This window comes from Kitasatospora sp. NPDC091276 (assembly GCF_040684355.1).
Taxonomy (GTDB): Bacteria; Actinomycetota; Actinomycetes; order Streptomycetales; family Streptomycetaceae; genus Kitasatospora.
The window spans coordinates 124,598-148,579 of the sequence record NZ_JBFBFU010000019.1; the positions used below are offsets into that span (position 1 = coordinate 124,598).

The following is a 23,982-nucleotide window of genomic DNA, read 5'->3' on the forward strand; positions in this document are numbered from 1 at the left end:
GCCGCCCTAGGTTGACTCGTGCCAGAGCTCAACGGGCCGTGCCGCTCGCGCTGTCCGGCCCGAACGACAAGGACGGTCACCATCATGTCGAGCATGCCTGTCGCCGGGATCCGCGCCGGCCACCCCGGCGAAGCCGGCCGAGCCGCCGACCTGGTCGTGCGCAACGCCAAGGTGTACACCGGCGACCCGTCGCACCCGCGGGCGAGCGCGGTCGCGATCCGCGACGGTCTGATCATCGCCGTCGGCGACGACGCGGACGTCATCCCGCAGATCGGCCCGCGGACCCGGGTCGTCGACGCGCTCGGACGACGTGCCGTCCCGGGCCTCAACGACTCGCACCTGCACGTCATCCGGGGCGGTCTCAACTACGTGCTGGAGCTGCGCTGGGACGGCGTACCGACACTGCGCCAGGCGCTGGCCATGCTCCGCACCCAGGCCGAGCGCACCCCGCCCGGCCAGTGGGTCCGGGTGGTCGGCGGCTGGTCCGCGGACCAGTTCGCCGAGCGCCGGCTGCCCACGGTGGCCGAGCTGAACGCCGCGGCGCCCGACACCCCCGTCTTCGTCCTGCACCTGTACCAGTCGGCGCTGATGAACCGGGCGGCGCTGCGGGCCGCGGGGTTCGACCGCGACACCCCGGACCCGGTGGGCGGCCAGATCGTGCGCGGCCACGACGGACAGCCGACCGGCCTGCTGCTGGCCGCCCCCGGCGCCCTGCTGCTGTACTCCACGCTCGCCAAGGCGCCGACGCTGGACGAGGCCGAGAAGGCCGCCTCCACCCGGCACTTCCTGCGCGAGCTCAACCGCTTCGGGCTGACCTCGGCCATCGACGCGGCCGGCGGCTTCCAGAGCTTCCCGGAGAACTACGGCACCGTCATGCAGCTCGCGCAGAAAGGCGAGCTGACGCTGCGGATCGCCTACCACCTCTTCCCGCAGACCGCCGGACAGGAGCTGGACGACCTGGCGCGCTGGGTGGCCACCGTCCGACCGGGTGACGGGGACGAGTGGCTGCGGCTGAACGGTGCCGGGGAGAATCTCACCTGGGCGGCTGCGGACTTCGAGAACTTCACCGAGCCGCGCCCCGAACTCGGCCCGTACGAGGCCGGGTTCGAGCAGGCCGTCCGGCTGCTGATGGAGCACGGCTGGGGTTTTCGGCTGCACGCCAGCTACGACGAGACGATCCGCCGCGACCTGGCGGTCTTCGAGAGGCTCGCCGCCGAGGGCCTCTTCCCGGGCGGGAACCGGTGGCTCTTCGACCACGCCGAGACGGTCTCCTCCGCGAGTCTGGACCGGATCGCCGCGCTCGGCGGGGCCGTCTCGGTGCAGAACCGGCTGTCCTTCCAGGGTGAGGCGTTCGTGCGCCGCTACGGCGCCGCCGCGGCTGCCGAGGCGCCGCCGGTGCGGGCGATGCTGGAACGCGGGCTGACGGTCGGCACGGGCACGGACGCCACCCGGGTCTCCTCCTACAACCCGTGGGTGGCGCTGCACTGGCTGGTCTCCGGGCGCGCCGTCGGCGGACGTACGCTCCGCCCGGCGGCCAACCGGCTCAGCCGCGAGGAGGCGCTGGAGCTCTACACCCTGGGCGGCGCCCGGCTCACCGGCGAGCAGGAGGTCAAGGGCCGGCTGCGGGTGGGCTGTTACGCCGACTTCGCGGTGCTCAGTGCCGACTACCTGACGGTGGACGAGGCCGACATCCCCCACATCGAGTCCGTCCTCACCGTAGTCGGCGGCCGCATCGTGCACAGTGTCCAGGAGCACGAGGGTCTCGCCCCCGAGCTACCGGCCGTGGTCCCGCTGTGGAGCCCCGTGGCGCGCTTCGGCGGCTACCAGGCCACCCCCGCGCCCAGCCTCACCGGCGTCCGGCAGGCCGCGCAGGTGGCCGAGGCAGCCGCCGCCTCCGACGAGCAGCGCGAGTGGCGGCAGGCGCGCGGACTTCTCGTCCCCGGCCCGGGCGGGCCGGCCCTCGACGACCCCTGCTTCCTCTGACCCACATCCCGCATCCCGTTATCCCGCATTCCGCCTCCCGTATTCCGTATCCGCCGTGCGCCGCCGGGCCCCGCACTCCCGGTGGCGCACCGCGCTGGACAGCCCTGAAGGACGCCCCGATGACGACCACCCAGTCCGACAGCACCGTAGCCGCCGCGCAGGTCCGCGACCGCCACCCGCTGGCCCTGGCCCTGTTCGCGCTGAGCGCGGTGAGCGGTCTGATCGACGCGGTGAGCTACCTGGGGCTCGGCCACGTGTTCACCGCGAACATGACCGGGAACGTCGTCGTGGTCGCCTTCGCCCTGGTGGGCACACCCGGCTTCTCGATCGCGGGCTCGCTCACCTCGCTCGCCGCGTTCCTGCTGGGTTCGGTACTGGCCGGCCGCCTCGCGCTGCGACACCGCGACAGCCGCCGGGAGCGCTGGCTGCGCACCGCGCTGCTGGCCGAAACGGCGCTGCAAGCGGCGGCGACCGCCATCGCGTTCACCGCGAGCGGGCGGGCGCAGCAGGAGGCGCTGATCGCGCTGCTGGCCGTGGCCATGGGCCTGCGCAACGGCACGGTCCGCAAGTTGGGCGTGCCGGACCTGACCACGACGGTGCTCACCCTCACCCTGACCGGCCTCGCCGCGGACTCCTCGCTGGCCGGCGGCGCCAACCCCCGCCTGGGCCGGCGCCTCTACGCGGTCCTGGCGATGCTCGCGGGCGCCGCTCCCGGAGCCGCGCTCGTCATCCACGGACACCTCGGCTGGGCGTTGCTGGCCGGCACGGTCCTGGTCGCCGCGATCGCGGTCGGCTACCGCGAGCGCGACTGAGGCGTCCGCCCCGCCGTCACCCACTCGGCCAACTCTGTCTCCCGGAAGGACACTTCACATGCCCATGCACCTCTCCCTGCGCCTGCTGGCGGCGGTCACCGCCACCACCGCGCTGGCCTTCGTCACCGCACCGTCGGCCCCCGCGGCGCCCACCGCCGGACGCCCCGGCCTCGCCGTCGGCCCCCAGTACGACACGACGCACGTGTACGTGACGCCCGGCACGATGGACTCCTTCGTCAGCAGTTGGGAGGCGACCTTCGGCGGCACCAACACGCCGCAGGTCCTCGCCGACGTCACACCGACCCCGAGCCTGACCAAGTCCGAGCTCGTCCTCTCCCCCGTCGGCACGCTCTCCGTCTTCGACTACCAGACGCCCGTCCCCTACCCGTTCGGCGCCGAGCGCACCGGCTGGCTCGTCACGGACCTGGACCGCGGCGTGCGCAAGGCCGAGGCGGACGGGGCGAACACGGTCGTCGCGCCGTTCGCCGACCCGATCGGCCGCGACGCGATCGTCCAGTTCCCCGGCGGCATCTACGCGCAGCTGTACTGGCACACCAAGGCACCCTCGTACCCGGCGCTCGCGTCCGTACCGGAGAACCGGCTCTACCTGCCGAGCGGCGCGATCCGATCCTTCCTGCACTCGTACCTGGGCTTCACCGGCGGCACGGTGGTCTCCGACGACAACCACGCACCGGGCGCCGAACTCGGCCTGCCCGGCACCTCCTACCGGCGGATCCGGATCAGCTCACCGTTCGGCGACACCTCCGTCGCGGTCACCGACGGGCATCTGCCCTACCCCTTCGGACGCGAGAGCACCGGCTACGCCGTGAGCGACCTCGCCGCGACCCTCGCCAAGGCCCGGGCCGCCGGCGCGACCGTGCTGTGGGGGCCGTACGCCTCCCCCCGGCGCGACAGCGCGATGGTGCAGTTCCCCGGCGGCTACATCGCCGAGATCCATGACGGCGGCTCGCGGTCGTAACCGGCCGGGGCACTCGGCTGGATCGCCGCCGGATCGGTCACGGCAGCGGCGCACGACACACGGCACACGGCGACGTGCACCACTGCGGCCCGGAGCGCCTGCTCAGCCGGGCGCGCGAACAAGGACCCGGCACCGCCGGTGCACAGCACGGTGGCACCGGGTCCTCGACGGTGCGGAGCGGACGTCAGACGGCGTGCAGCGCCGCACGCAGGGTCTGGGTCGCCAGGGTGATGGCGGCCTGGGCCGCGTGCGTCTCGCGCAGGGCGTTGAGCATCACGAAGTCGTGGATGATGCCCTGGTAGCGCACGGCGGTGACCGGGACGCCGGCCGCCCGGAGCTTGTTCGCGTATGCCTCGCCCTCGTCGCGCAGCACGTCGGCCTCGCCGGTGATCACCAGCGCGGCGGGCAGACCGGTCAGCTGCTCGGTGGTGGCGCGCAGCGGGGAGGCGGTGATCTCGGCGCGCTGGGCAGGGTCGGTCGTGTACTGGTCCCAGAACCACTCCATGCCGTCGCGGCGCAGGAAGTAGCCGGTCGCGAACTGGTGGTACGAGTTGGTGTCGAAGGCGGCGTCGGTCACCGGGTAGAAGAGCACCTGGTGCCGGAGCGGCACATCGCCGCGGTCCTTGGCCATCAGGGTCAGCGCTGCGCTCATGTTCCCGCCGACCGAGTCTCCCGCGACGGCGAGCCGCGCACCGTCCAGCCCCTTGGTAACGCCCTCCCGAACGATCCACTGCGCGACCGCGTAGTTCTGCTCGATGGCCACCGGGTAGCGGGCCTCGGGCGACAGGTCGTACTCGGGGAACACCACGGCCGCCCCCGTACCGACCGCCAGCTCCCGGACCAGCCGGTCGTGGGTGTGCGCGTTGCCGAAGACCCAGCCGGCACCGTGGATGTAGAGGATCACCGGCAGGACCTCCCGGGCACCGGCGGGTCTCACGATCCGGGCCCGGACGCTGCCGGTCGGCCCACCCGGCACGGTGATCCACTCCTGGTCCACCGCCGGCAGCTCGGCCGGGCCCGACTGGACCTCGTCGACCGCCTTGCGGCCTTCGGCGGGGGCCAGCTGGAACAGGTACGGCGGCTCCGCCGTGGCCTGCGCGAACGCCGCGGCCGCCGGCTCCAGTACGGGCTGGACCGGCTCGAAGTCGTGCGTCATTTCCGCCTCCTCATGGTGCGGGGTGGTCCGCCCGGCGGGTGCCGGCCGCGGCGTCGCCCGGCCGGCGCCCGAGTACCGAGGCCTGACCGCTACCGTAGAACCGCCCGGCCAGGCCGCGTTGTCCGACGGCGCCCGACCTCTGGTCTCTGCGCGCAGTCCCCAGCCGACCCGGGTGCCACGGCCGGCCGGCCCGTCAGGCAGGCAGGCAGTTGGGCAGTTGGGCAGTTGGGCACGCAATCAGGCAGCGCTTGTACGCCTTGGGGCAAGGCCGGGACACAGCTCGTCAACTCGTCCGATCTACTGTCAACCATGTCTGCGAACGGCGCAGTTGACGTTGAAAAGCACGACGAGGGCGTCGTCAGGGTCTCGCTGACGGCCGACGACGACGGCGGCACCGGCCGGGGGGTGGACCTCTGGATCAATCCCGACAATCTCTACGTGGTGGGGTTCTCTCCCCCCCCCCCAGACCACCCCGGGCGTCTCGTACGTCTTCAACGACATCTTCGCCAGTGCCCCGATTCCGGGAGTCCGCAGGCTCCCGTTCGGCGGCAACTACGTCTCCCTCGCCCGCACCGCCCAGCGGGACCGGTCCACCTCGCCGGTCTCCTTCGACAGCGCGCGGCGAGCCGTCGTCAACCTGGCCAACCAGCGCTCCGCCGATCAGGATCCGCGCACGACCGCCCGCGCGCTGATGCTGCTCATCCAGTTCACCTCCGAGGCCGCCCGGTTCAACGACGTCGAGGGCGTCTTCCGTAATGTCCTGAACGACAGGGGAAGCTCGGGCAGCGGTATTCCCTCCTGGGTGCAGCAGCTGGAGAACAACTGGGGCGCACTGTCCAACTTCTACTGGAACGAGATGGGGGTCGGCCCCAATCCGCGCCCCGCGCCCCTGCGCATCGGTGGCACCACCGTTAACAACGCCCGTGACGTCCTGCGCTACGCGCGCACCCTGCTGCCGCCGGTCGTGGGTACCTCGTTCAAGCCCGGACACGACGAGCTGTAGCGGCCGGCCGGCGTCGCCACGCGGACCGGCGGTCAGCCCGCACGCTGCGCGTCCCCCAGCGCGTCGTGCAGTTGGGTCCGGGTGGTGATGCCGAGCTTGGGAAATATCTTGTGCAGGTGGAAGCCGACGGTGCGCGGGGAGAGCAGGAGCTTGGCGCCGATCTCCCGGTTGGTCAGACCGGCGGCGGCCGCGCGGGCGATCTCCAGCTGTTGCGGAGTCAGGTCGGCCGTGCGGCCGGCGGTCTCCGTACGGGTGGTCGGCACACCGGCGGCCCGCAGCTCCGAGGCGGCCCGCTCGGTCCAGGGACGGGCGTCGAGCCGTTCGAAGACGCCGAGGGCGGCGCTCAGCTCGGTTCGCGCCTCGGTGACCCGGCGGTGGCGACGCAGCCACTCCCCGAACTCCAGCCGCACCAGCGCCCGTTCGAAGGGCCACAGGTCACCGGCCGGGTCCGCGAGGGCGGCGCGGAAGTGCTGCTCCGCCTGGTCCAGCCCGCTCAGCAGCGCGCAGGCCCGGTTCACCACCACCTCCAGGCGCGCGGAGCGCAGCCAGCCGAGCGAGCGCACGGCAACCTCCAGCACGGCCCGCGCGTCGTCCTCGTGACCGGCGCGGACAGCCGCGGCGGCGAGGTCGCCGAGGTAGTAGTACGACGCGTGGTAGTGCACCGGGGCGGGGTGGAAGTCGCGGGAGAAGACGGCTCGCAGCTGCCGGTACGCCGCGAGGTGGTCACCCTCGGCGAGGGCTGCCAGGGCAAGCGCGTGGCAGGACCGTACGAACAGGCTGGGCGAGCAGGACAGGTCCACCCCGGCGACGGCCGTCCCGATGAGCTCGCGCGCCCCGCTCGCGTCGCCGTGCAGCGCGAGCAGGGTGCCCTGGAGGATGGGCGATCCCACCGCGGCGTTGTCCGAGCCGACCTCGACGGCCACCCGGTACGCCTCCTGCGCGGTGGACCGCGCCGCGGACCAGGCGCCGCTGTCGAAGAGTGCGAGCGCGAGCGCCTGCGCGACGACCGCGTTGCCGCCGGCCGTCGGAGCCCGGTGCAGATGGTCCATCGCCTGGCCGAGCAGCCGAACGGCCAGCTGCGTCTCGTCGAGAATCCAGGCGGCGGCGCCGAGTTCGGCCAGATGCGCGAGTGAGTCCTCGGGCGCCTCGGCCACGCAGCGGCGGAGCTCGGGCAGCGCCCACTCGCGGTCCGTGAAGGGTTCGGTGCCGGCCCGCAGCCAGATCCGGTCCACCTCGTCCGGCTGTTCCGGCACCAGCTCGGCGATCCGGCGCAGCTCCGCGCGGTAGAAGAGGGAGCCCGCGTTGTACGCCGGGGTGGCTGCCGTGCCCAACGCGCCCAGGGCGAGCTGGGGTGCCCGCTCGACCATGGACTGCGCGACGGGCACCAGAAATCCCAGCGATTCCTCGTGCCGGGTGGTCACCGCCAGGGACCAGCCGGCGCGCATGGACGCCTCGGCGAGCAGTTCCGGGTCCTCTGCGATCGCACAGACCTTGACCGCCAGCTCGCCCACCCACTGGGGGCAGCCGCCGAGCATCGCCATGGTGGCGGCTTCGAGCAGCCGCCTCGCCCGCAGGTTCGCGTCCGGGGTCAGTGCGGCCGCACGTTCGAGGGTGGCCGCGGCGGCGGCGTATCCGCCGCGTTGGCGTGCCCGCTCCGCGCCGGCGGCCAGTGCCCCGGCCACCTCCTCGTCCGGTCCGAGCGTGGCCGCGGCAAGGTGCCACGCGTGCCGGTCGGGGTCGTCCAGCAGTGCCTCGGCCAGCGCCTGGTGGGCGGCGCGCCGCTCGTCGAAGGAGGCCGCCTGGTAGACGGCGGAGCGCACCAGCGGATGGCGCAGCCGGGCCTGCCCGGACTCCAGCCGCACCAGGCCCGCCTGTTCGGCGGGTAGCCACACCTGCGGGTCCCCCGCGTCCGGGGTGGCCCGCAGCACCTCGGAGAACTGCACGGTGCCGGCCGCGGCCGCCAGCAGCAGCACCTGACGGGTCCTCTGCGGGAGGCCGGCGAGATCCGCCGCGAAGATGCGTTCCAGACGGGCGGTGAGCGGAAGCGATTCGACGGCATCCGCCCCCTGCGCTCCCCCGGGCTCCCGGGCGACCGCTCGGGCCAGCTCGATCAGCGCCAGCGGATTGCCGCCCGCGTGCTCGAAGATCCGCAGCCGGGCCCGGCCGCGCGGCGGCTGCGGCTGGCGGTCGAGCAGCAGGCCCGCGGCCACGCGGTCCAGCGGTGTGACGGCCAGGACGGCGAACTCCCGGTCGAACTGCGCGGGAAGGCCTTCCTCCCGCGCGGCCAGCAGGACACCTATCGCCTCGCCGTCCAGCCGGCGGGCGAGGAAGGCGAGTACCTCCACGCTGCCCTGGTCCAGCCACTGGGCGTCGTCGACGAGTAGGAGCAGTCGCCGGCCGGTGGCCGCGTCGGACAGCAGACTCAGGACGGCGTAACGGATCAGCAGCGGATCGGGCTGCCGGTCGCCGGTCGCCGCCTGCTGACCGAAGGCGGCCAGCAGCGCTTCCCGCTGCGCAGCTGGCAACCGGTCGGCCTCCCCCAGCAGCGGCCGCAGCAGCTGGTGCAACCCGGCGAATCCGAACCCTTCCTCACCCTCGCCGGCGCGAGCCCGCAGCACCTGGAAGCCCCGACTCGCCGCCCGGGCAGCGGCCCAGTCGACCAGCGTGCTCTTGCCCACGCCCGGTTCGGCGGTCAGCACGAGCACCTGGGCGCCGACACCGCCACGGCTGTTCACCGCGTCGAGCACCCCCGCGATCCGCCCCAGTTCACGCTCCCTGCCGACGATCTCCGAGCCGCCGAAGCTCTCCATGCCCACCCCTGCTGTTGGTCCTTGCCCGCGGCTGCTCCATGCGTTCCACCGCCGAGACCGGTCATCTGGCAGAAGCGCCGCCCTGTGCGACGCCTGCAAGATAGTGCCAGGTCAGCGGTGGTGACTCCATGCCCAACGCCCACGGCTGACGACGAGGGGAGCCCTGTGCCAACCACCGTATCCACCGAATCCCTGTCCCCCGGCGAGCGTACCGAGTTCTGGCACGAGGCCGTCGCGCGGGCGTTCATTCCGCTGGAGCTCCGGCTCCTCGAACGGGAGCCCTCCCCCGGGACCCTCAGCAGTGACCGGCTGGGAGTCGTGCAGATCTCCGGAGTGGCAGCCGGACCGCAGGTGGTCACCCGCAGCCGCCGAACGATCGAGGCCGGCGGCGAGGGCTGGGTCGCGTTCACGATTCAACACAAGGGCCACGCGAGGATCTCCCAGGACGGCCGGGAAATCATCTGCGGCCCGGGCGGGTTGGCGCTCTGCGACTCCAGTCGCCCGTTCGCCAAGGAGTTCCCGGGCGCCTTCGGGTTCACCGCGTTCCGGCTGCCTCGACACGTCCTGCACGTGTCCGACCGAGACCTCGGGGCGGCCACCGCCGCGCCGTTCGCATCCGCGTCCGGATCCGTCGGGCTGGTCACCACGTACCTGCGGAAGCTGGCCTCCGGGGCGGCGAAGCTCGACCCCTGCACGGGGAGCCGGCTCGCCGACACCGCCGTCGATCTGCTCGCCCTGCTCATCCAGGAACGCAGCGGCACTCTGGACCCGATGGCACCGGAGACGGCGCCGGCCATGATCGCGCGGATCAAGGACTACGCGATGTGCCATCTCGGCGACCCGTCGCTCTCACCCGAGCGGATCGCCACCGCACACCACGTCTCGGTCCGCTACCTCCACAAGCTCTTCCAGGGCGAGGAGACCACGGTGACCCGCTGGATCCAACGCCGCCGGCTCGATATGTGCGCACACGACCTGTCCCGGCGCGCCTTCGCCACACCGACCGTCTCAGCCGTGGCCCGGCGCTGGGGATTCGTCAGCCCGACCCATTTCAGCCGCGTCTTCCGCGCCGCCTACGGCGTCACGCCCCGCGAATGGCGCGCCCGGGCAGGGGGCGACGATCACCCGCTCACCCCGGCTCGGTGACGGCGTGCGCCCGAGCCTGGCGCGCAGGGGCAATGATCGGTGCGCTTCGGAACAATCCCGCACTTCGCGCACCCATAGCTTTGCCCGAGTCACTGGACCGCGACCGGGTCACCGGACCGCGACGGCCGAGGGGAGTTCCCATGAGCGGTTCCGACCACCCCACCATCGGCGGCAGCAGCCAGCCACTGCTGCACCAGAAGGGCCAGGAGATCCAGGAGTACGGAACCGTCACCCAGGTTCCGCTCGGCCTCTCCCACGATGCGCGCCTGTACACCTGCCAGCGGCTCAACCGGGTACTCGCGGACACCCGGATCCTCTACACGCTCTACAAGAAGCACCACTGGCTGATGCGGGGGCGACCTTCTACCAGTTGCACCTTCTACCAGTTGCACCTGCTGCTGGACAAGCACGCGGACGAGCAACTGGCGCTGGTGGACGTGCTCGCCGAGCGGGTCCAGTCCCTCGGCGGAGTGGCGGTCGGCGACCCGCGGCACGTCGCGGAGATCACCTCGATCCCGCGTCCGCCGGACGGCGTCGAGGAGGTGCCGGCGATGCTGTCGCGGCTGCTGGCGGCGCACGAGGCGATCCTCGTCGACGCCCGTGATGCCGCTGGCCGGGTCGCGGCGCTCGGCGACGACGGCACCAACGACCTGCTGGTCTCCCAGGTCGTGCGGACCGACGAGGCGCAGGTGTGGTTCCTGGCCGAGCACCTGGTGGACACCCCACCGGTGCGGCTGTGACCCACCCGCTCCACCCGCACCCCGCCTCGCAGCGCCGACAGGAGTCACCATGGCGTCGTCCGCGACGGTGGAACTGTCCCGCTGGCAGTTCGCCATGGTGCGCGGCGAGGGGCTGCTGCCCGCCTGGGAGCCGTTCGCCGCGGTGCGGGTCGCCGACGGGCTGCGCGGCGAGGGCGTCGGGATACGCACCGGGGCCGAGGTCGAGCGCCTGACCCGGGACGGCTCGACCGGCGTGGTCACGGCGTACCTGGCCGACGGCTCCACGGTGGAGTTCGAGGAGTTCCTGGTGGCCACCGGCCGCAGTCCGCGTACCGCCGGGCTCGGCCTGGAGACGGTCGGCCTGGCGCCCGGCGGCCGGCTGCTCGTGGACGACAGCTGCCGGGTCACGGAGGTCGCCGCCGGCTGGCTCTACGCGGCCGGCGACATCAACCAACGCTCGCCGCTCACCCACATGGGCAAGTACCAGGCCCGGGCCTGCGCGGCGGTGATCGCGGCACGCGCCGCCGGACGCCACGCGAACCCCATCCCCTGGCCGCCTGGGCGGCCACCGCCGACCACCACGCCGTACCGCAGGTGGTCTTCACCAGGCCGGAGGCCGCCGCCGTCGGCCTGACCGAGGAGCAGGCCCGCCGGGCCGGGCTACCGGTCCGGGCGGTGGAGTACCCGATCGGCGACGTCGCCGGAGCCTCGCTGCTCGGCGACGGCTACCGCGGGCACGCCAAGCTGGTCGCGGACGAGCAGCGATCCGTCGTGGTCGGCTGCACCCTGGTCGGCCCCGGTGTCGGCGAACTGGTCCACTCGGCGACCGTCGCCATCGTCGGCGAGGTCCCGCTGGAGCGTCTGTGGCACGCCGTCCCGGCGTTCCCCGCCATGAGTGAGATCTGGCTGCGCCTGCTGGAGCAGTACGGGCCCTGACACCGCCCCCGCGAGGCGCCCCCGGACGGAATGGTTGAACAATGAACTATGTTCTCTTGTGCAGGGCGCCACAAAGGCGCCACCGGGCCCTCGCGAGAGCTCCCGGACCGCCCGAAAGGAGAACACGGTGAACACCACCGCGAACCACCCCCGCGTCGACGTCCGCCGCGCCGGCGAGCGCCTCGCCACGAAGATCGACTGGCTGGACTCCAAGCACTCCTTCTCCTTCGGCGGACACTACGACGCCGCCAACACCCACCACGGGCTGCTGCTCGTCAACAACGACGACACCGTCCGCCCGGGAAGCGGCTTCGAGACCCACCCGCACCGCGACATGGAGATCGTCACCTGGGTCCTACAGGGCTCGCTGGTCCACCAGGACTCCACCGGCCACTCCGGCGTGATCTACCCCGGACTCGCCCAGCGCATGAGCGCCGGCACCGGCATCCTGCGCTCGGAGAAGAACGACTCCTGGCGCCTCGGCGGCACCGACACCCACACCGACCCCGTCCACTTCGTGCAGATGTGGGTCGTCCCCGACGAGGGCGGCATCACACCCGGCTACGAGCAGCTCGAAATCGACGACGCGCTGCTGTCCGGCGGCCTGATCCCGGTCGCCTCCGGGATGGACAAGCACGACGGCGCCGCCGCCATCCGCATCAGGAACCGCTACGCGGCGCTGCACGTGGCCCGGCTGCAACCCGGCCAGAGCGCCGAACTGCCCGACGCCCCCTTCGTGCACCTCTTCGTCCCGCGCGGCAACGTCGCCCTGGAAGGCATCGGCCCACTGGCCGCCGGCGACGCCGTACGCTTCACCGCGATCGGCGGGCAGAGGGTCACCGCGGTCGAACCTGCGGAGATCCTGGCCTGGGAGATGCACGCCACCATCGCCAACTGACCCGCCAAGACAGCGCACAGGTACGGCGGCGGGCGGCAGACCCCATCCGCCGTCCGCCGCCCTTGCATGACGCTACATCAAATTCTGGGAACGTTGGGCAGGTTGGCGCGGGCCGGCTGCACCATGCGTCCGACGCCGCCGTTCACGACGGTGCGGCCGGCGGACAGGGCGAACCCGATGAGCTGCTCGGAGGTGATCCTGGGCGGGATGGAGAGCGCGTTGGGGTCGGTGACGACGTCGACGAGGGCCGGGCCCGGGTGCCGGAGGGCCTCGCGCACCTCCGCCGGCTGCTCCACCCGGATGCCCCGCGCACCCGCGGCCCTGGCGATCGCCGCGTAGTCGGTGTGCGAGCAGGTCGCGTGGCAGCCAGTGCGCGTGGCCGTCGATGATCCCCGCGGGGATGTCACCGGTTACCGGCGTCCCGCTCTCCTCCGGTCTGCTCGCGCGCGGCCTGCAGGATCGCGCGGCGGATGGGTTCGTAGCCGGTGCACCGGCAGATGTTGGAACCGACCAGGGCGTCGACGCGCTCCGGGGAGTCGCCGATGGCGGGATCGGCCTCCAGCGCCCCGGCGGCCACCATCAGGAATCCCGGGGTGCAGAAGCCGCACTGCAGGGCGTGTTCGGCGGAGAACGCACGCTGGAGCGGGTGGGGCTCACCCTCGGGCCCGGCGAGCCCTTCCACGGTGCGCACCGAACTGCCGTCGCACTGCACCGCGAACATCAGGCACGACCGGACGGCCTCGCCGTCCACCAGCACCGTGCACGCCCCGCAGATCCCGTGCTCGCAGCCCAGGTGAGTGCCGGTGAGCCGGCAGTCCTCCCGCAGCACGTCGGCGAGGATGCGGCGCGGCTCCACGTCGAGCGGATACGCCTCCCCGTTCACCGTAAGAGTGATCTTCACGTGTGGTCTCCCTTGGGCTGGGCGAGGCGCGACCGCCGGTCGTTCGCCGCCTGGCACAGTGTCCTGCCGACCAGGACCGCGATGACGTGCCGCTTGTACTCGACATCGGCGAACGGCTCGGGCAGGGGTGCGGCGTCCTGGTTCGCCGCGATCCGGCCCGCGTGGGTGAACGGATGGCCGTCGGGCAGCCGGTAGCCGTCCACGGGCGCGCCGACCTCGGTGCCGATCAGCGCCTGCTCGGCTGCGTGGGCCCGCAGCGGCCGGTCGGCGCAGTTGACCAGGCCGATCCGCGCCTCGCTGATCACCCCGTCGCACACGGTCAGCGCGGCGGCGACGGCCACCTGGGCGAAGCAGAAGTGCGTGCGCCGGTGCTCGACGAAGCCGACCCCTGTGTCGTCGCCGAGCAGCGGGAACCGCACGGCGGTGATGAGTTCCTGCGGTCGGCGCGCGGTCCGGTGCGGACCGTGGAACCAGTCGCGGGCCGCGACCGTGCGTCTGCCCTCCAGGCCGCACACCTCGATGTCGGCGCCCAGGGCGGTGCCGATGGCGCACCACTCCGAGGCGGGGTGCGCCCAGGCGAAGCTGCCCACCATCGTGCCGCGGGAGCGGATCGGCGGATGCGCGATGTTGACCACGGCCCGTGCGAACAGCGCACCGAGCGGGCCCGGCACGGCCTGCGCCGACTCGAAGACGCGGTGGCGGACCAGGGCTCCCACCCGCAGCGTGTCGCCGTCCACGCTCAGCCGGTCGAGCCCGGCGATGCGGTTGATGTCCACCACCAGTTCGGGGCGGATGCGCTGCAGGTGCATGTCGAGAATCAGGCTCTGCCCGCCGGCGAGCACCTGGGCCTTCCGCCCGGTGTCACCGAGTGCCGCCACGGCTTCGGGTACCGTGCGCGGCACGACGTAGTCGAAAGCGGCGGGCTTCACCGGACCTCCTCCTCGTGTTTCGGGGCACGGGCCGCTCGCCAGACCACGTCCGGGGTGAGCGGCATCTGCAACAGGTCGGGGTCGGCGATCCGCAGCGCGTCGGCCACCGCGTTGACGATCGCGGCCGGAGTGCCGATGCACCCCGACTCGCCCGCGCCCTTCGCGCCCAGCGGCGTCGCCGGGCTCGGGGTGCAGGTGTCCTTGACCTCGATGGGCGGGACCTCGGTGAACGTCGGCAGCAGGTAGTCCAGCAGGCCGGAGGCCAGCACCGGCACGCCGTCGTCGTCGTAGGTCATTCCCTCGTACAGCGCCTGGCCGATGCCCTGGACGGCCGACCCGAAGGCCTGCCCGCGCACGATCGTGGGATCGAGCACCACTCCGCAGTCGTCCACGGTCACCAACCGCAACAGCCGGACGGTGCCCAGCTCCGGATCGACCTCGGCCACCGCAGCGTGGGAGCCGAACGGAAAGGCCATCCCCGACTCGAACCGGTCCTCCACCCGCAACGGCCCGGTGGCCTTCACCAGGTCCGCCACGCCGATGGCCGCCGGGCCGTCCTTAGCCGCATGCACGAGGCCGTTGGACCACTCCACCTCGTCAACCGGCAGCTCCCACAGCCGCGCTGCCCGCTCCCTGGCCTTCTCGATCAGCGACCGCGAGACATGCTGAAGCAACGCGCCCACCACCTGCGCGGAACGGCTGGCGAACGAGCCCAGGCCCTCGGGCTGCTCGTCGGTGTCCCCCTCGACCAACCGGACCCGCTCCTCGGCCACCCCCAACGTCCCGGCGACCAGCGCGGCGAAGACCGTCTCATGTCCCTGACCGCTGGGCGCCGCACCGCACCGAGCGGTGACCGTGCCGTCCTCGCCGACCTCGACGCTGCCGAACTCGTGCAGCCCGCCCGCCTCGCCGCCGGAACGCTCCACGTAACAGGACAGGCCGATGCCCAGCGGCAGGGCTCCCGGATCCGCGCGACGCCGGGCCTGCTCGGCCCGCCACTCGTCGTACCCCAGGGTCTCCAGCGCCAGGTCCAGCGCGGCGGCGTAGTTCCCGCTGTCGTAGCACCGCCCGGTGGGCGTCAGGTACGGGAAGCTCCCGGGCGGGACGAAGTTGCGCCGCCGCAGCTCCGCCGGATCCAGGCCCAGCCGACGCGCCATCACGTCCATCGCCCGCTCCAGCGCGATCGTCGCCTCCGGCCGGCCGGCACCGCGGTAGGGATACGTCAGCATCGTGTTCGTCAGCACCGAGCGAACACTCGCATGCACCTGGGGAGTGGTGTACGGGCCCGTCGCCAGCCAGGCGGTCTGCATCGGCAGCCCCACCCCGAGGTGCGGATAGGCGCCCACGTCGGCCTCGATCTCCAACTCGTAGCCGAGCAACCGCCCATCGGCGTCAGCCGCGAGCCGCACCCGCTGGTCCTGCCCCCGGCCCCGGGTCGCGACCAGCATGGACTCCAGCCGATCCTCGATCCACCGCACGGGCCGGCCCAGCCTCACCGCCAGGAAGGCGACCACGACGAACTCCGGGAACGCCGCGCTCTTCGACCCGAACGCCCCACCGGTATCAGGCACCACCACCCGCACCCGGTCCACCGACCACCCCAGCAACGCCGCCAGTTCACGACGCAGCCGATGCGGCATCTGGTGCCCCGACCACACCGTCAGCCGGTCCCCCTCGGGCACGGCGAGGATCGTGCGGCACTCCATCGGCGTGGGCATCAGCAGTTGCTGGCGGTACCGGCCCTCCACCACGGCCGCCGCCTCCCGCCACACCGACTCCTCGACCGGCTTCCCGGCCTCGCCTCGGAACGCGATGTTGCTCAGCCCGTCGAAGAGCCGCACCGAATCGTCCGCCGCGGCGGACGGCGTCACCATCGCGGGCAGCGGATCGACCCGGCAGGAGACCTCCGCCGCCCCGTCCTCGGCCCGGTAACGGTCCTCCCCCAGGACCACCGCGACCGCCTCGCCCGCGTACCGCACCCGCTCCTTCACCAGCGCCGACCACTCCCGACCGGCCACCGACTCCTCGTGGGACAGCCCGGCCAGCACCGTGTACGGCACCGCGGGCAACTCCGACAGCTCCGCGGCAGACCAGGCCCCCACCACACCGGGCACCGCACGGGCGGCGGCACAGTCCACCTCGCGCAAAGTGCCGTGGCCCACCCTGCTTCTGACGAAGACCGCGTCCAGACAACCCGGCACCGCGATATCGGCGACGTAGCGGCCTTGGCCGGTGAGCAGCCGCCCGTCCTCGCGCCTGGTCCATCGCTCCACGAATACACACCTCTGCGCCTCGTCATTGTTGCGGGGAGTGACCGTTCACGAGCGTAGGCGTCGCCCGTGACAGGCAACCCGCGACATCCCGGCCCGTGCGCCCTGGGACAGGCTCTGTGCACTGCGCGGCAGGCGGCTGCTTCCTCGTCAGGGCGCCGCCAGGGCTCTGTGGTCCGACTACGGCCCGGCTTCCGTCCAGTTGTTGCGGCCCGTCAGTCGGTCGGCTCGGTGGCCTGTCACTCGGCGCGGTGGCAGCGGACTCTGCGGGGAGATGCCCTTCAGGGCGCCCGCTGCTCGGCTTCGCCGTCCTGCGGGCGGTCGGCGTCGAAGCGGAGACGGAGTTCGCCTTCGGCCCCCTGCACCAGGCCACCTGGCCGCTGCTGCAGCCTCGGCCACCTCGGTCACCTCAGCCACCCCGGCCGCCCCGGCAGCGGAGCTGACCGGCCAGGAGCTGCGCGTCGCCCGGCTCGCCGCGACCGGCCTGAGCAACAAGGAGATCGGCCACGCGCTCCGCCTGTCGCCCCGGACCGTCGCGGTGCACCTCTACAAGATCTTTCCCAAGCTCGGCATCACCTCTCGGGCCGCTTCCTGTTCTGCCCGTGCACTGCACCTGTGCCGAGAGCGCACGATCGCCCCCGCCCCGCGAACCGGCAGTCAAATGACTTAGCGCCGCCGCCGACCCGCGGACCAGGCTGACTTCGCAGGGCGTCGGCCGAGAGGGGCAGTCAGGTGAATGTGACGGTGACCACCGCCTCCATCCAGGAGGACAAGAAGGCGGAGTTCTGGGGAGAGGCGGTGTCGCGGACGCTGGTGCCGGTGGAGGTGGTGCCGCTGGCCGACCGGCCGTTCGAGGGCCGCCTGGTGTCGCACCAGCTGGGATACCTGCGGGTGTCCACGATGGAGGCGGACGCGACGCGGGTGTCGCGCACGGCCGGCCTGATCGCCCGGTCCCCGCAGGCGGAGCCGCAGGTGGGGGTGGGTGTACAGGTGTCCGGCCGCGCCGTGTTGCGGCAGGACGGGCGTCGGGCGGAGGTGGCGGAGGGCGGCCTCGTGCTGTACGACACCGCGCGGCCGTACTCCTTCGACTACCCGGAGCGCTTCCGCTCCCACGTCTTCCAGGTGCCGCGCAGGCTGCTTGGGGTACCGGAGTGCGACATCCGGCAGGCGGCGGGGACGGCCATCACCTCCACCGAGGGGTTCGGGGCCGTCCTGCTCCCCTTCCTGGACACACTGGCGGCCTCCGCGCACTCCTACCCCGCCTCCGTGGGCGACCGGTTGGCCGGCAGTGTCGCCGATCTGCTCATCATGCTCGTCGGCCAGCTCACCGAACCGGCGGCCACCGACTCCCGCACCTGGAACGGCCATCTCGTCCAGCGGGTGCGGGAGCACATCAACCGCCACCTGGGCGATCCGGAGCTGTCGCCGGAGAGCATCGCCCAGGCGCACCACATCTCGGTGCGCTACCTGCACCGGGTCTTCGAAGGCGAAGGGGTCACAGTGGGCCGGCTCGTCCAGCGGTGCCGACTGGAGGCGTGCGCCCGGGAGTTGGCCCGGCGCGGCGATACCGTGCCGACGATCTCGGCGGTCGCCCAGCGGTGGGGGTTCGTCAACCCGGCACACTTCAGCCGGGCCTTCCGCGCCGCCTACGGGGTGTCCCCGCGCGAGTGGCGCGCGTCCCATACCTCCGGAGCGACCGACAGCGCGCCGAGCCGTGTGGTGCCTGCGGAACAACAACAGTACGCGGTGGAGCAAGTCTCGATGCCTCCTCGGCAACACGGCCGACCGATCGGTGACTAGCGTGCGAAGTGCTCGGCCCCACACGGCGGACGACCACCCCCGTGCCATCCGACCCGACCGGCCGCTACGCCAGGAGACCTGAGTGTCCGACACCACCCCTTCGCACCCGCGGCCCCCGGTGCTCGAGAGCGCGCTCCAGGACTTACTGGATGCCCGCGCCCACCGGCCTGCCGCGGCGGCCGAAAGGGGCGGGCGCTGCGAGGAGTTCCCGGACCTCACCGCCCTTCCCCCGGAGGACGGCCCGGGGGCCCCGGAAGACGGCCCGGACCACCCGGACAGCCCGGACGATCCGAACGACCCGCCGGACACGACCGCCGAATGGTTCGTACCGCCGCCGCCGACGTGCCGCCCGCCCAGGTCTTCCTGGACGCGCTCGGGACGACCGGGCCGCTCATCGTCGCCGGCCTTCCCGCTGATCGCTCCGTCGGCGCCTTGACGATGCGGTTACCCGTTGGCCGGGCCCACTTGCGGACATCCTTCTCCTGGGCGCGGGCGCTGTCCGGGCCCGGGGCGCCCGTCCCGTCCGGTGGCCGGACGGGACGGGCTCGGGGTTACGCCGCCCGCGTCACGTCTCCCGGATCAGGAGAGCGGGTCGACCTCGATCTCCTTCAGGCCCAGGTACATCACGCCGGGCTGGGCGGGGTTAAAGGCGATGGCGGACACGCCGTCGTGGGTGTTGTGGGTCTTGCTGACCAGGCCGGTGGCGGCGTCGTAGCGGAACAGGTCGGTGCCGTAGCCCTGGAAGTAGGTGCCGTACTCGAAGTGGAGCACATTGGCGTCGGTCGGGCTGGGCGCGAGCAGCGTGCCGTTGGTGAGCTGGGTGTCGGCGGTGTTGTCGACGATGCGGGAGAAGCTCAGCCCGCCGTCGGTGGAGCGGAAGAGGTGGCGGCCCTCGCGGGTGGTCTCCCCGAGGTCGATGCCCAGGGCGTAGACCGTGTTGGGGTCGGCGGGCGAGTAGGCGGCCCGGAAGAGGTTGGCCGCGCCGCCGGTGGCGGACAGGCCGGTGACGGGCGTCCAGGTGGCGCCGCCGTCTCGGGTGGTCGCCCCGCCCCGGGCCATCGCGCCGGCTGTGGCGTGGCCGGGGTCGGCGGGGTCGAAACCGACGGAGTAGACGAGCGCGTCCTCGCCGAACGGCAGGCCGGCGGCGGCGGTCCAGCTGGCGCCGCCGTCGCGGGAGTCGTAGAGGCGGCCGTCGGACCCGGCCACCCGTACGTGCGCGGGGTCGGTGCGGTCGGTGCCGACGCCGACGACCGTCGCGGTGGGCGAGGCGAGGGTGGTCACGGCGGTGCCGTCGACGCGCACGAGGTAGGAGGCGTTCTGCTGCCAGCCGAAGGCCCGGTTGCCGACCCCGGCGACCAGCCGGACGGCGCCGCTGCCCAGGTTGGCGGCCTTGGTCCAGTTGCAGCCCGCGTCGGTGGAGCGCTGCAGTTCGTTGTTGTGTGTGGCGAGTAGGGTGTTGGGGGTGTCCAGTGCGATCAGGCCGTGGGTGTAGCTGATCGGCTTGAGCGTGCCGCTGGTGGGCGTGAGAGTGGCGCCACCGTCGGTGGTGAAGGTGACGGCGCCGTCGCCGGTCACCCGGGTGCAGTTCGGGGCGGTCCACGGGCCGGACGGGGTGCCGGTGGCGGCCGTGGCGGCGACGGGCTGGGCGAGGGTGACGCAGGCGGCCGCGGCGAGGGCGACGGCGGCGGAGCGGTTCCAGTTCATGATCGGGTTCCCTATCCCTTGTGGGGTGCAGGTGTGCAATCGGTGATCACCGGTGATCACTTTGTATCGCGACGTTCCATGTGGGAACACATGACAATCAGTCAACATGCTGGCCGAAGTGTCCCACCCGTCCGGATTCGGCCGGAGGGTGGTGAGAATCCGGTCATCGGCCACCCAGGCTGACCACCCGATCGTTCGACACGGTGCTGTCACGTTGACCGATGAGTGAGATGATCTTCGTTGGTCTGGCCGGGGAGTGGTCTGTCGTGGAGAGCGGGTCGCCGTCGTACAGGGGTCACCGGTACCCGGTGGAGATCATCTCCCATGCGGTGTGGCTGTATTTCCGCTTCCCGCTGAGCTTCCGCGAGGTCGAGGAGCTGATGCTCCAGCGCGGTGTCATCGTCGTGTCATCGTTTCCTACGAGACGATCCGCCGCTGGTGCCTGAAGTTCGGCCAGACGTACGCCGACGGGCTGCGTGGGCGCCGGCCGCGGGCCGGTGGCAAGTGGCATCTCGACGAGGTCTTCATGAAGATCAACGGGGTGCGGCACTACCTGTGGCGCGCCGTCGACCAGCGCGGGAGCGTCCTGGACATCCTGGTCCAGTCCCGGCGGGACGCGAAGGCCGCCAAGCGCTTCATGTCCAAGTTGATGAAGAAACAGCGTCGGGTACCGAGGGTACTGGTCACCGACAAGCTCCGCTCCTACGGCGTCGCCCACCGCGAGCTCATGGCCTCGGTCGAACACCGCGCGCACAAGGGCCTGAACAACCGGGCTGAGAACTCCCACCAACCCACCAGGCAACGCGAACGCGCCATGAAGTACTTCCGCTCACCCGGCGCCGCCCAACGGTTCCTGTCCGCGTTCAGCGGCATCTCACCCCACTTCCGACCCCGCCGCCACCTCCTCACAGCCGGCCGCCACCGCACCGAAATGATCATCCGGTTCGCCATCTGGGACCAGATCACCCACGCCGCCGCCCCGCCCGCCACGGCCTGAACCAGACCCGGAACCGGGCCCAGCACGCCCTGACCCAGCCGCAGGCGACCACGCCCCCACCAACGTGACAACGCCGCGTGAGCGCCCTCGTCCAGTACCTCAGGATGTTCCACGACGACGGCAACACCGAGGCCGCCCCCGCCTACAAGAGCATGGAGCGGCTGCTCGTCGCGAACGGCCACAAGGACGGCGTCTGAGACTGCCTCCCGGGCAGGCGGGGCCCTGCCTGCCCGGGCGGTGCGGCTACCGGACGACCACGGCGTCGGGGACGCGGTTCGGCCCGCCGGGGGTGAGGGCACCCGCCGGGGCGACGGCATGGCGCGGGCGCCCTGCGCGGGTGAGCCGTCAACTGTCCGGCGGACAAGGCCCATCGGCTTCTGGGACAGGATCGGGATACTTCCCGCACCTGCCTGTGAACGACCCCCGCCTACGGTGATCACACCCGGTGAACCTCACCGGTCGAACGACATCGGGAGACCTCATGCGCACGCGCCGCCTCGCCCTCACCGCCGCCGCCGTCGCGGCGCTCGCCGCCACCGCGACGGCCTGCGGGCCGGACAACAGCGACACGGGCTCCACCGCCGCCAGCCCCGCGGCCACCGCCGCCGCGCCCACCGGGGCCGCACCCGCGTCCACCGGGGCCTCGCCGACGAAGGCCGCCGCCGCGCCCACGTCGCCTTCCACGCCGAAGTCGTCCTCCACGCCGAAGTCGCCCGACCCGGCCTCCTCCCCCGCCGCCGACAAGAGCGGCTACGGCCAGGCCTGCGGCGCCAACGACCTGGTCCTCGGCGCGAAGGCCGAGTCCCAGGCCGGCGGCTACCTCCTGATCACGGCCAAGGCCAAGCCGGGCATCACCTGCACGCTCCCCGGCACCCACCCCACCATCGCGTTCGGCTCGCGCGGCATCGAGGCCGCCAACGCCGAGCAGGCCACCGGCGAACCGATCACCCTGAGCGGCGCCAAGGTCGCGTACGCGGGCATCATGACGAAGACCACCAAGGACAACCAGGCGGTCCAGTTCACCGACGTCATCGTGGGCATCGGCAACGCCGACCCCAACCCGGCCAGCATCCCCGTCGGCGACACGCCGGTCGACAAGCCGATCGTCACCAACTGGCACACCGTCGCGAAGGATGCCGTCCCCGGCCTCTGACGGCCGTTCACCGGCGGGGCGCGGACCGGCCGTACGACGGCGACCACCGTACGGGCCTGCGCTGTTGCGCTGTTCAGCCCAGGAAGTCGACGCGGTCGATGAGGCCTTCGCGCACCCGGTAGGCCACCAGGACGCGGACCGGCTCGTCGGCCAGGCCGTGGGCGACTTCGTGGTCGACCACCCAGTCGCCTTCGCTGAGCCGCCCCACGATCTCCGCCCGGCAGCGGCCCTTGGCGAACTGTCCGGCGTACCTGTCGCGCAGAGCCTGCCGGCCCTGAAGTCGGGTGCCGTCGGCCCGGTGGATCGTGACGTCCTCGGCATAGGTGGCGACGAAGGCGTCGATGTCGTGGCTGTTGTAGGCGGCGAGCTGCTGCTCGACCACCTCGCGCGGTTCCGTCATGTGATTGATCGTTCCTTCCTCGGTGTACGAATTACGCATCACGGGTTCAGCCGGGCTCAGGCTGCGAGACGGCGGGTGGCGAGTTCGGCGTAGAGCGCGGCCCCGTCGGGGAGCACCGCGTCGTCGAACTCCGCGTAGGGCGAGTGGTTGACCGGCAGGTCCTCGGGGTCGGTCCCCTTCGGGGCGGCGCCGAGCCACACGAACGATCCCGGCACGGCGTCCAGGACCCGGGAGAAGTCCTCCGACCCGGTCATCGGGTTCGGCATCGACTGGAAGCGTTCCTCGCCGAAGACCTCCCGGACGGTGTCCGCCAGGAAGTCGGTCTCGGCCCCGTCGGTCACGGTCACCGGGTACTGGGGAAGGTACTCGACCTCGGCCCGCAGGCCGTGGGCGGCCGCGATGGCCTTGACCAGCTCCACCGTGGTGTCGGCGGCCTTGGACTGCGCCTCGGCGGAGAAGGTGCGCACGGTCGCCTCGAAGTAGGCGGTCTCGGGGATGATGTTGCGCTGGGTGCCGGCCTGGATCAGCCCAACGGTGACCACCACCGGATCGAACACGTCGAAGCGGCGGGTCACCATGGTCTGCAGGGCGGTGACCATCTCGCAGGCCGCCGGGATGGGGTCCTTGGCCCGGTGCGGTACCGAGCCGTGGCCGCCCGCACCGTGGACGGTGACGTTCAGCGCAGTGGAAGCGGCCAGGATCGGCCCGCGCCGGGAGCCGAACTCCCCGTGCCGCATGGCCGACGACACGTGCAGGGCGTAGGCGGCGACCGGGCGCCTGCCTGCCGCGTCGAGGACGCCCTCGGCCAGCATGGCTCCGGCTCCGTCCCACCCCTCCTCGCCCGGCTGGAACATGAAGACCACGTCCCCGTGGAGCTGTTCCCGCCGTGCGGCCAGCAGGTGTGCGGCACCCGCGAGCATGGTGGTGTGCAGATCGTGTCCGCAGGCGTGCATGGCCCCGTTGTCCGCGGCGAACGGCAGCGGGGCCTTCTCGGCGACCGGCAGGCCGTCCATGTCGCCGCGCAGCAGCACCGCCGGCCCCGGTCGGCCGCCGCGCAGCACCGCGGTGACCGAGCTCAGCGCGGAGCCCTGGCTCACCTCCAGCGGCAGTCCGTCCAGGGCCCGCAGCACCCGCTCCTGGGTGCGCGGCAGGGTCAGTCCCAGCTCCGGGAACCGGTGCAGGTCGTGGCGCAGCCGGACCAGGTCCGGGGCCAGAGCGAGAGCGTCGTCGTGCAGGGACACGGGCACCTCCGTCGATCCCGCGCGTGGCGGGAACTTGTGCAGAGCGATCTTGTTCCGTGATTCTGGATCTCTCGGCGGGATTTGCCCGCGATTTCGCAGGATCACGCCACCAGGAGGCCCTTCGATGAACGAATCCACCGGCAGC

General features: G+C 72.4%; 19 protein-coding genes and 3 pseudogenes. 13 read left to right on the forward strand and 9 right to left on the reverse strand.

From position 1 onward, the window contains the following. The first annotated feature begins 84 nt into the window (after positions 1 to 84). The 3 genes from AB0O19_RS23810 to AB0O19_RS23820 all read left to right on the forward strand — a co-directional run bounded on the left by AB0O19_RS23810 (position 85) and on the right by AB0O19_RS23820 (position 3,774). Positions 85 to 1,983 (forward strand): amidohydrolase, encoded by a 1,899-nt coding sequence (locus AB0O19_RS23810; RefSeq protein WP_363622136.1) that lies wholly within the window; start codon positions 85 to 87, stop codon positions 1,981 to 1,983. Between the two features lie 119 nt (positions 1,984 to 2,102). Beyond that, positions 2,103 to 2,795 (forward strand): YoaK family protein, encoded by a 693-nt coding sequence (locus tag AB0O19_RS23815; RefSeq protein WP_363622137.1) that lies wholly within the window; start codon positions 2,103 to 2,105, stop codon positions 2,793 to 2,795. Positions 2,796 to 2,853: 58 nt separating this feature from the next. Beyond that, positions 2,854 to 3,774, forward strand: coding sequence for a glyoxalase (locus tag AB0O19_RS23820; RefSeq protein WP_363622139.1), 921 nt, complete (start codon positions 2,854 to 2,856; stop codon positions 3,772 to 3,774). 184 nt (positions 3,775 to 3,958) lie between these two features. Here AB0O19_RS23820 and AB0O19_RS23825 read toward each other — a convergent pair whose 3' ends face one another. Further along, entirely contained in the window at positions 3,959 to 4,930 is a 972-nt protein-coding gene (locus tag AB0O19_RS23825; RefSeq protein WP_363622141.1) for an alpha/beta hydrolase, read from the reverse strand. A 517-nt stretch (positions 4,931 to 5,447) separates the two neighbouring features. Here AB0O19_RS23825 and AB0O19_RS23830 point away from each other — a divergent pair. Further along, complete coding sequence (locus tag AB0O19_RS23830) at positions 5,448 to 5,933, forward strand: ribosome-inactivating family protein (RefSeq protein WP_363622238.1); 486 nt, start codon at positions 5,448 to 5,450, stop codon at positions 5,931 to 5,933. Positions 5,934 to 5,965: 32 nt separating this feature from the next. On the opposite strand, the gene AB0O19_RS23835 is transcribed toward AB0O19_RS23830, so the two are convergent. Next, entirely contained in the window at positions 5,966 to 8,743 is a 2,778-nt protein-coding gene (locus tag AB0O19_RS23835; RefSeq protein ID WP_363622143.1) for an AAA family ATPase, read from the reverse strand. Between the two features lie 165 nt (positions 8,744 to 8,908). On the opposite strand from AB0O19_RS23835, the gene AB0O19_RS23840 reads away from it, so the two are divergent. The 5 genes from AB0O19_RS23840 (at position 8,909) to AB0O19_RS23860 (ending at position 12,442) form a co-directional block, all read left to right on the forward strand. Continuing rightward, positions 8,909 to 9,889 carry a helix-turn-helix domain-containing protein gene (locus AB0O19_RS23840; protein WP_363622145.1) on the forward strand — a complete coding sequence of 327 codons (981 nt, stop codon included), beginning with the start codon at positions 8,909 to 8,911 and terminating at the stop codon, positions 9,887 to 9,889. A gap of 140 nt (positions 9,890 to 10,029) precedes the next feature. Next, complete coding sequence (locus AB0O19_RS23845; RefSeq protein ID WP_363622147.1) at positions 10,030 to 10,629, forward strand: DNA starvation/stationary phase protection protein; 600 nt, start codon at positions 10,030 to 10,032, stop codon at positions 10,627 to 10,629. 49 nt (positions 10,630 to 10,678) lie between these two features. Continuing rightward, positions 10,679 to 11,242, forward strand: a complete 564-nt coding sequence (locus AB0O19_RS23850; RefSeq protein ID WP_363622149.1) for an FAD-dependent oxidoreductase — start codon at positions 10,679 to 10,681, stop codon at positions 11,240 to 11,242. Next, complete coding sequence (locus AB0O19_RS23855; protein WP_363622151.1) at positions 11,203 to 11,544, forward strand: hypothetical protein; 342 nt, start codon at positions 11,203 to 11,205, stop codon at positions 11,542 to 11,544. The genes AB0O19_RS23850 and AB0O19_RS23855 overlap by 40 nt, the downstream gene beginning before the upstream one ends. Positions 11,545 to 11,671: 127 nt before the next feature. Continuing rightward, the gene (locus tag AB0O19_RS23860) at positions 11,672 to 12,442 is read left to right on the forward strand and encodes a pirin family protein (RefSeq protein WP_363622153.1); all 771 of its coding nucleotides are present in this window, start codon (positions 11,672 to 11,674) and stop codon (positions 12,440 to 12,442) included. A gap of 77 nt (positions 12,443 to 12,519) precedes the next feature. Here the strand turns inward: AB0O19_RS23860 and AB0O19_RS23865 are convergent. The 4 genes and pseudogenes from AB0O19_RS23865 to AB0O19_RS23880 all read right to left on the reverse strand — a co-directional run. Next, positions 12,520 to 12,813: pseudogene (locus AB0O19_RS23865) on the reverse strand (thiamine pyrophosphate-dependent enzyme); the annotation flags it as partial. A gap of 32 nt (positions 12,814 to 12,845) precedes the next feature. Continuing rightward, the gene (locus AB0O19_RS23870; protein WP_363622155.1) at positions 12,846 to 13,343 is read right to left on the reverse strand and encodes a (2Fe-2S)-binding protein; all 498 of its coding nucleotides are present in this window, start codon (positions 13,341 to 13,343) and stop codon (positions 12,846 to 12,848) included. Further along, on the reverse strand, positions 13,340 to 14,272 hold the full coding sequence (locus tag AB0O19_RS23875; RefSeq protein WP_363622157.1) for an FAD binding domain-containing protein: 933 nt from the start codon (positions 14,270 to 14,272) through the stop codon (positions 13,340 to 13,342). Before AB0O19_RS23875 ends, AB0O19_RS23870 begins: the two co-directional genes overlap by 4 nt. Then, entirely contained in the window at positions 14,269 to 16,545 is a 2,277-nt protein-coding gene (locus AB0O19_RS23880) for a xanthine dehydrogenase family protein molybdopterin-binding subunit (RefSeq protein ID WP_363622159.1), read from the reverse strand. Before AB0O19_RS23880 ends, AB0O19_RS23875 begins: the two co-directional genes overlap by 4 nt. A gap of 430 nt (positions 16,546 to 16,975) precedes the next feature. On the opposite strand from AB0O19_RS23880, the pseudogene AB0O19_RS23885 reads away from it, so the two are divergent. Next, positions 16,976 to 17,212 (forward strand): annotated as a pseudogene (locus AB0O19_RS23885) (helix-turn-helix transcriptional regulator); the annotation flags it as partial. 74 nt (positions 17,213 to 17,286) lie between these two features. Beyond that, positions 17,287 to 18,342 (forward strand): helix-turn-helix domain-containing protein, encoded by a 1,056-nt coding sequence (locus tag AB0O19_RS23890; RefSeq protein WP_363622161.1) that lies wholly within the window; start codon positions 17,287 to 17,289, stop codon positions 18,340 to 18,342. 579 nt (positions 18,343 to 18,921) lie between these two features. Here AB0O19_RS23890 and AB0O19_RS23895 read toward each other — a convergent pair. Continuing rightward, positions 18,922 to 20,046, reverse strand: a complete 1,125-nt coding sequence (locus tag AB0O19_RS23895; protein ID WP_363622163.1) for a dispase autolysis-inducing protein — start codon at positions 20,044 to 20,046, stop codon at positions 18,922 to 18,924. 230 nt (positions 20,047 to 20,276) lie between these two features. Between AB0O19_RS23895 and AB0O19_RS23900 the strand changes: the two are divergent. Continuing rightward, positions 20,277 to 21,043 (forward strand): annotated as a pseudogene (locus tag AB0O19_RS23900) (IS6 family transposase). 481 nt (positions 21,044 to 21,524) lie between these two features. Beyond that, positions 21,525 to 22,196, forward strand: coding sequence for a hypothetical protein (locus tag AB0O19_RS23905; RefSeq protein WP_363622165.1), 672 nt, complete (start codon positions 21,525 to 21,527; stop codon positions 22,194 to 22,196). A 73-nt stretch (positions 22,197 to 22,269) separates the two neighbouring features. On the opposite strand, the gene AB0O19_RS23910 is transcribed toward AB0O19_RS23905, so the two are convergent. Both AB0O19_RS23910 and AB0O19_RS23915 read right to left on the reverse strand, forming a co-directional pair. Beyond that, entirely contained in the window at positions 22,270 to 22,596 is a 327-nt protein-coding gene (locus AB0O19_RS23910) for a nuclear transport factor 2 family protein (protein ID WP_363622167.1), read from the reverse strand. A 56-nt stretch (positions 22,597 to 22,652) separates the two neighbouring features. Then, positions 22,653 to 23,837 (reverse strand): M20 family metallopeptidase, encoded by a 1,185-nt coding sequence (locus AB0O19_RS23915; RefSeq protein WP_363622169.1) that lies wholly within the window; start codon positions 23,835 to 23,837, stop codon positions 22,653 to 22,655. Positions 23,838 to 23,982: the final 145 nt, after the last annotated feature.

Bases quoted from the DNA above. Each gene is read 5' to 3' on its own strand.
- AB0O19_RS23810 (WP_363622136.1), top strand. From the start codon at position 85: ATGTCGAGCATGCCTGTCGCCGGGATCCGCGCCGGCCACCCCGGCGAA.
- AB0O19_RS23825 (WP_363622141.1), bottom strand. From the start codon at position 4,930: ATGACGCACGACTTCGAGCCGGTCCAGCCCGTACTGGAGCCGGCGGCC.
- AB0O19_RS23845 (WP_363622147.1), top strand. From the start codon at position 10,030: ATGAGCGGTTCCGACCACCCCACCATCGGCGGCAGCAGCCAGCCACTG.
- AB0O19_RS23820 (WP_363622139.1), top strand. From the start codon at position 2,854: ATGCCCATGCACCTCTCCCTGCGCCTGCTGGCGGCGGTCACCGCCACC.
- AB0O19_RS23895 (WP_363622163.1), bottom strand. From the start codon at position 20,046: ATGAACTGGAACCGCTCCGCCGCCGTCGCCCTCGCCGCGGCCGCCTGC.
- AB0O19_RS23905 (WP_363622165.1), top strand. From the start codon at position 21,525: ATGCGCACGCGCCGCCTCGCCCTCACCGCCGCCGCCGTCGCGGCGCTC.
- AB0O19_RS23850 (WP_363622149.1), top strand. From the start codon at position 10,679: ATGGCGTCGTCCGCGACGGTGGAACTGTCCCGCTGGCAGTTCGCCATG.
- AB0O19_RS23815 (WP_363622137.1), top strand. From the start codon at position 2,103: ATGACGACCACCCAGTCCGACAGCACCGTAGCCGCCGCGCAGGTCCGC.
- AB0O19_RS23835 (WP_363622143.1), bottom strand. From the start codon at position 8,743: ATGGAGAGCTTCGGCGGCTCGGAGATCGTCGGCAGGGAGCGTGAACTG.
- AB0O19_RS23910 (WP_363622167.1), bottom strand. From the start codon at position 22,596: ATGACGGAACCGCGCGAGGTGGTCGAGCAGCAGCTCGCCGCCTACAAC.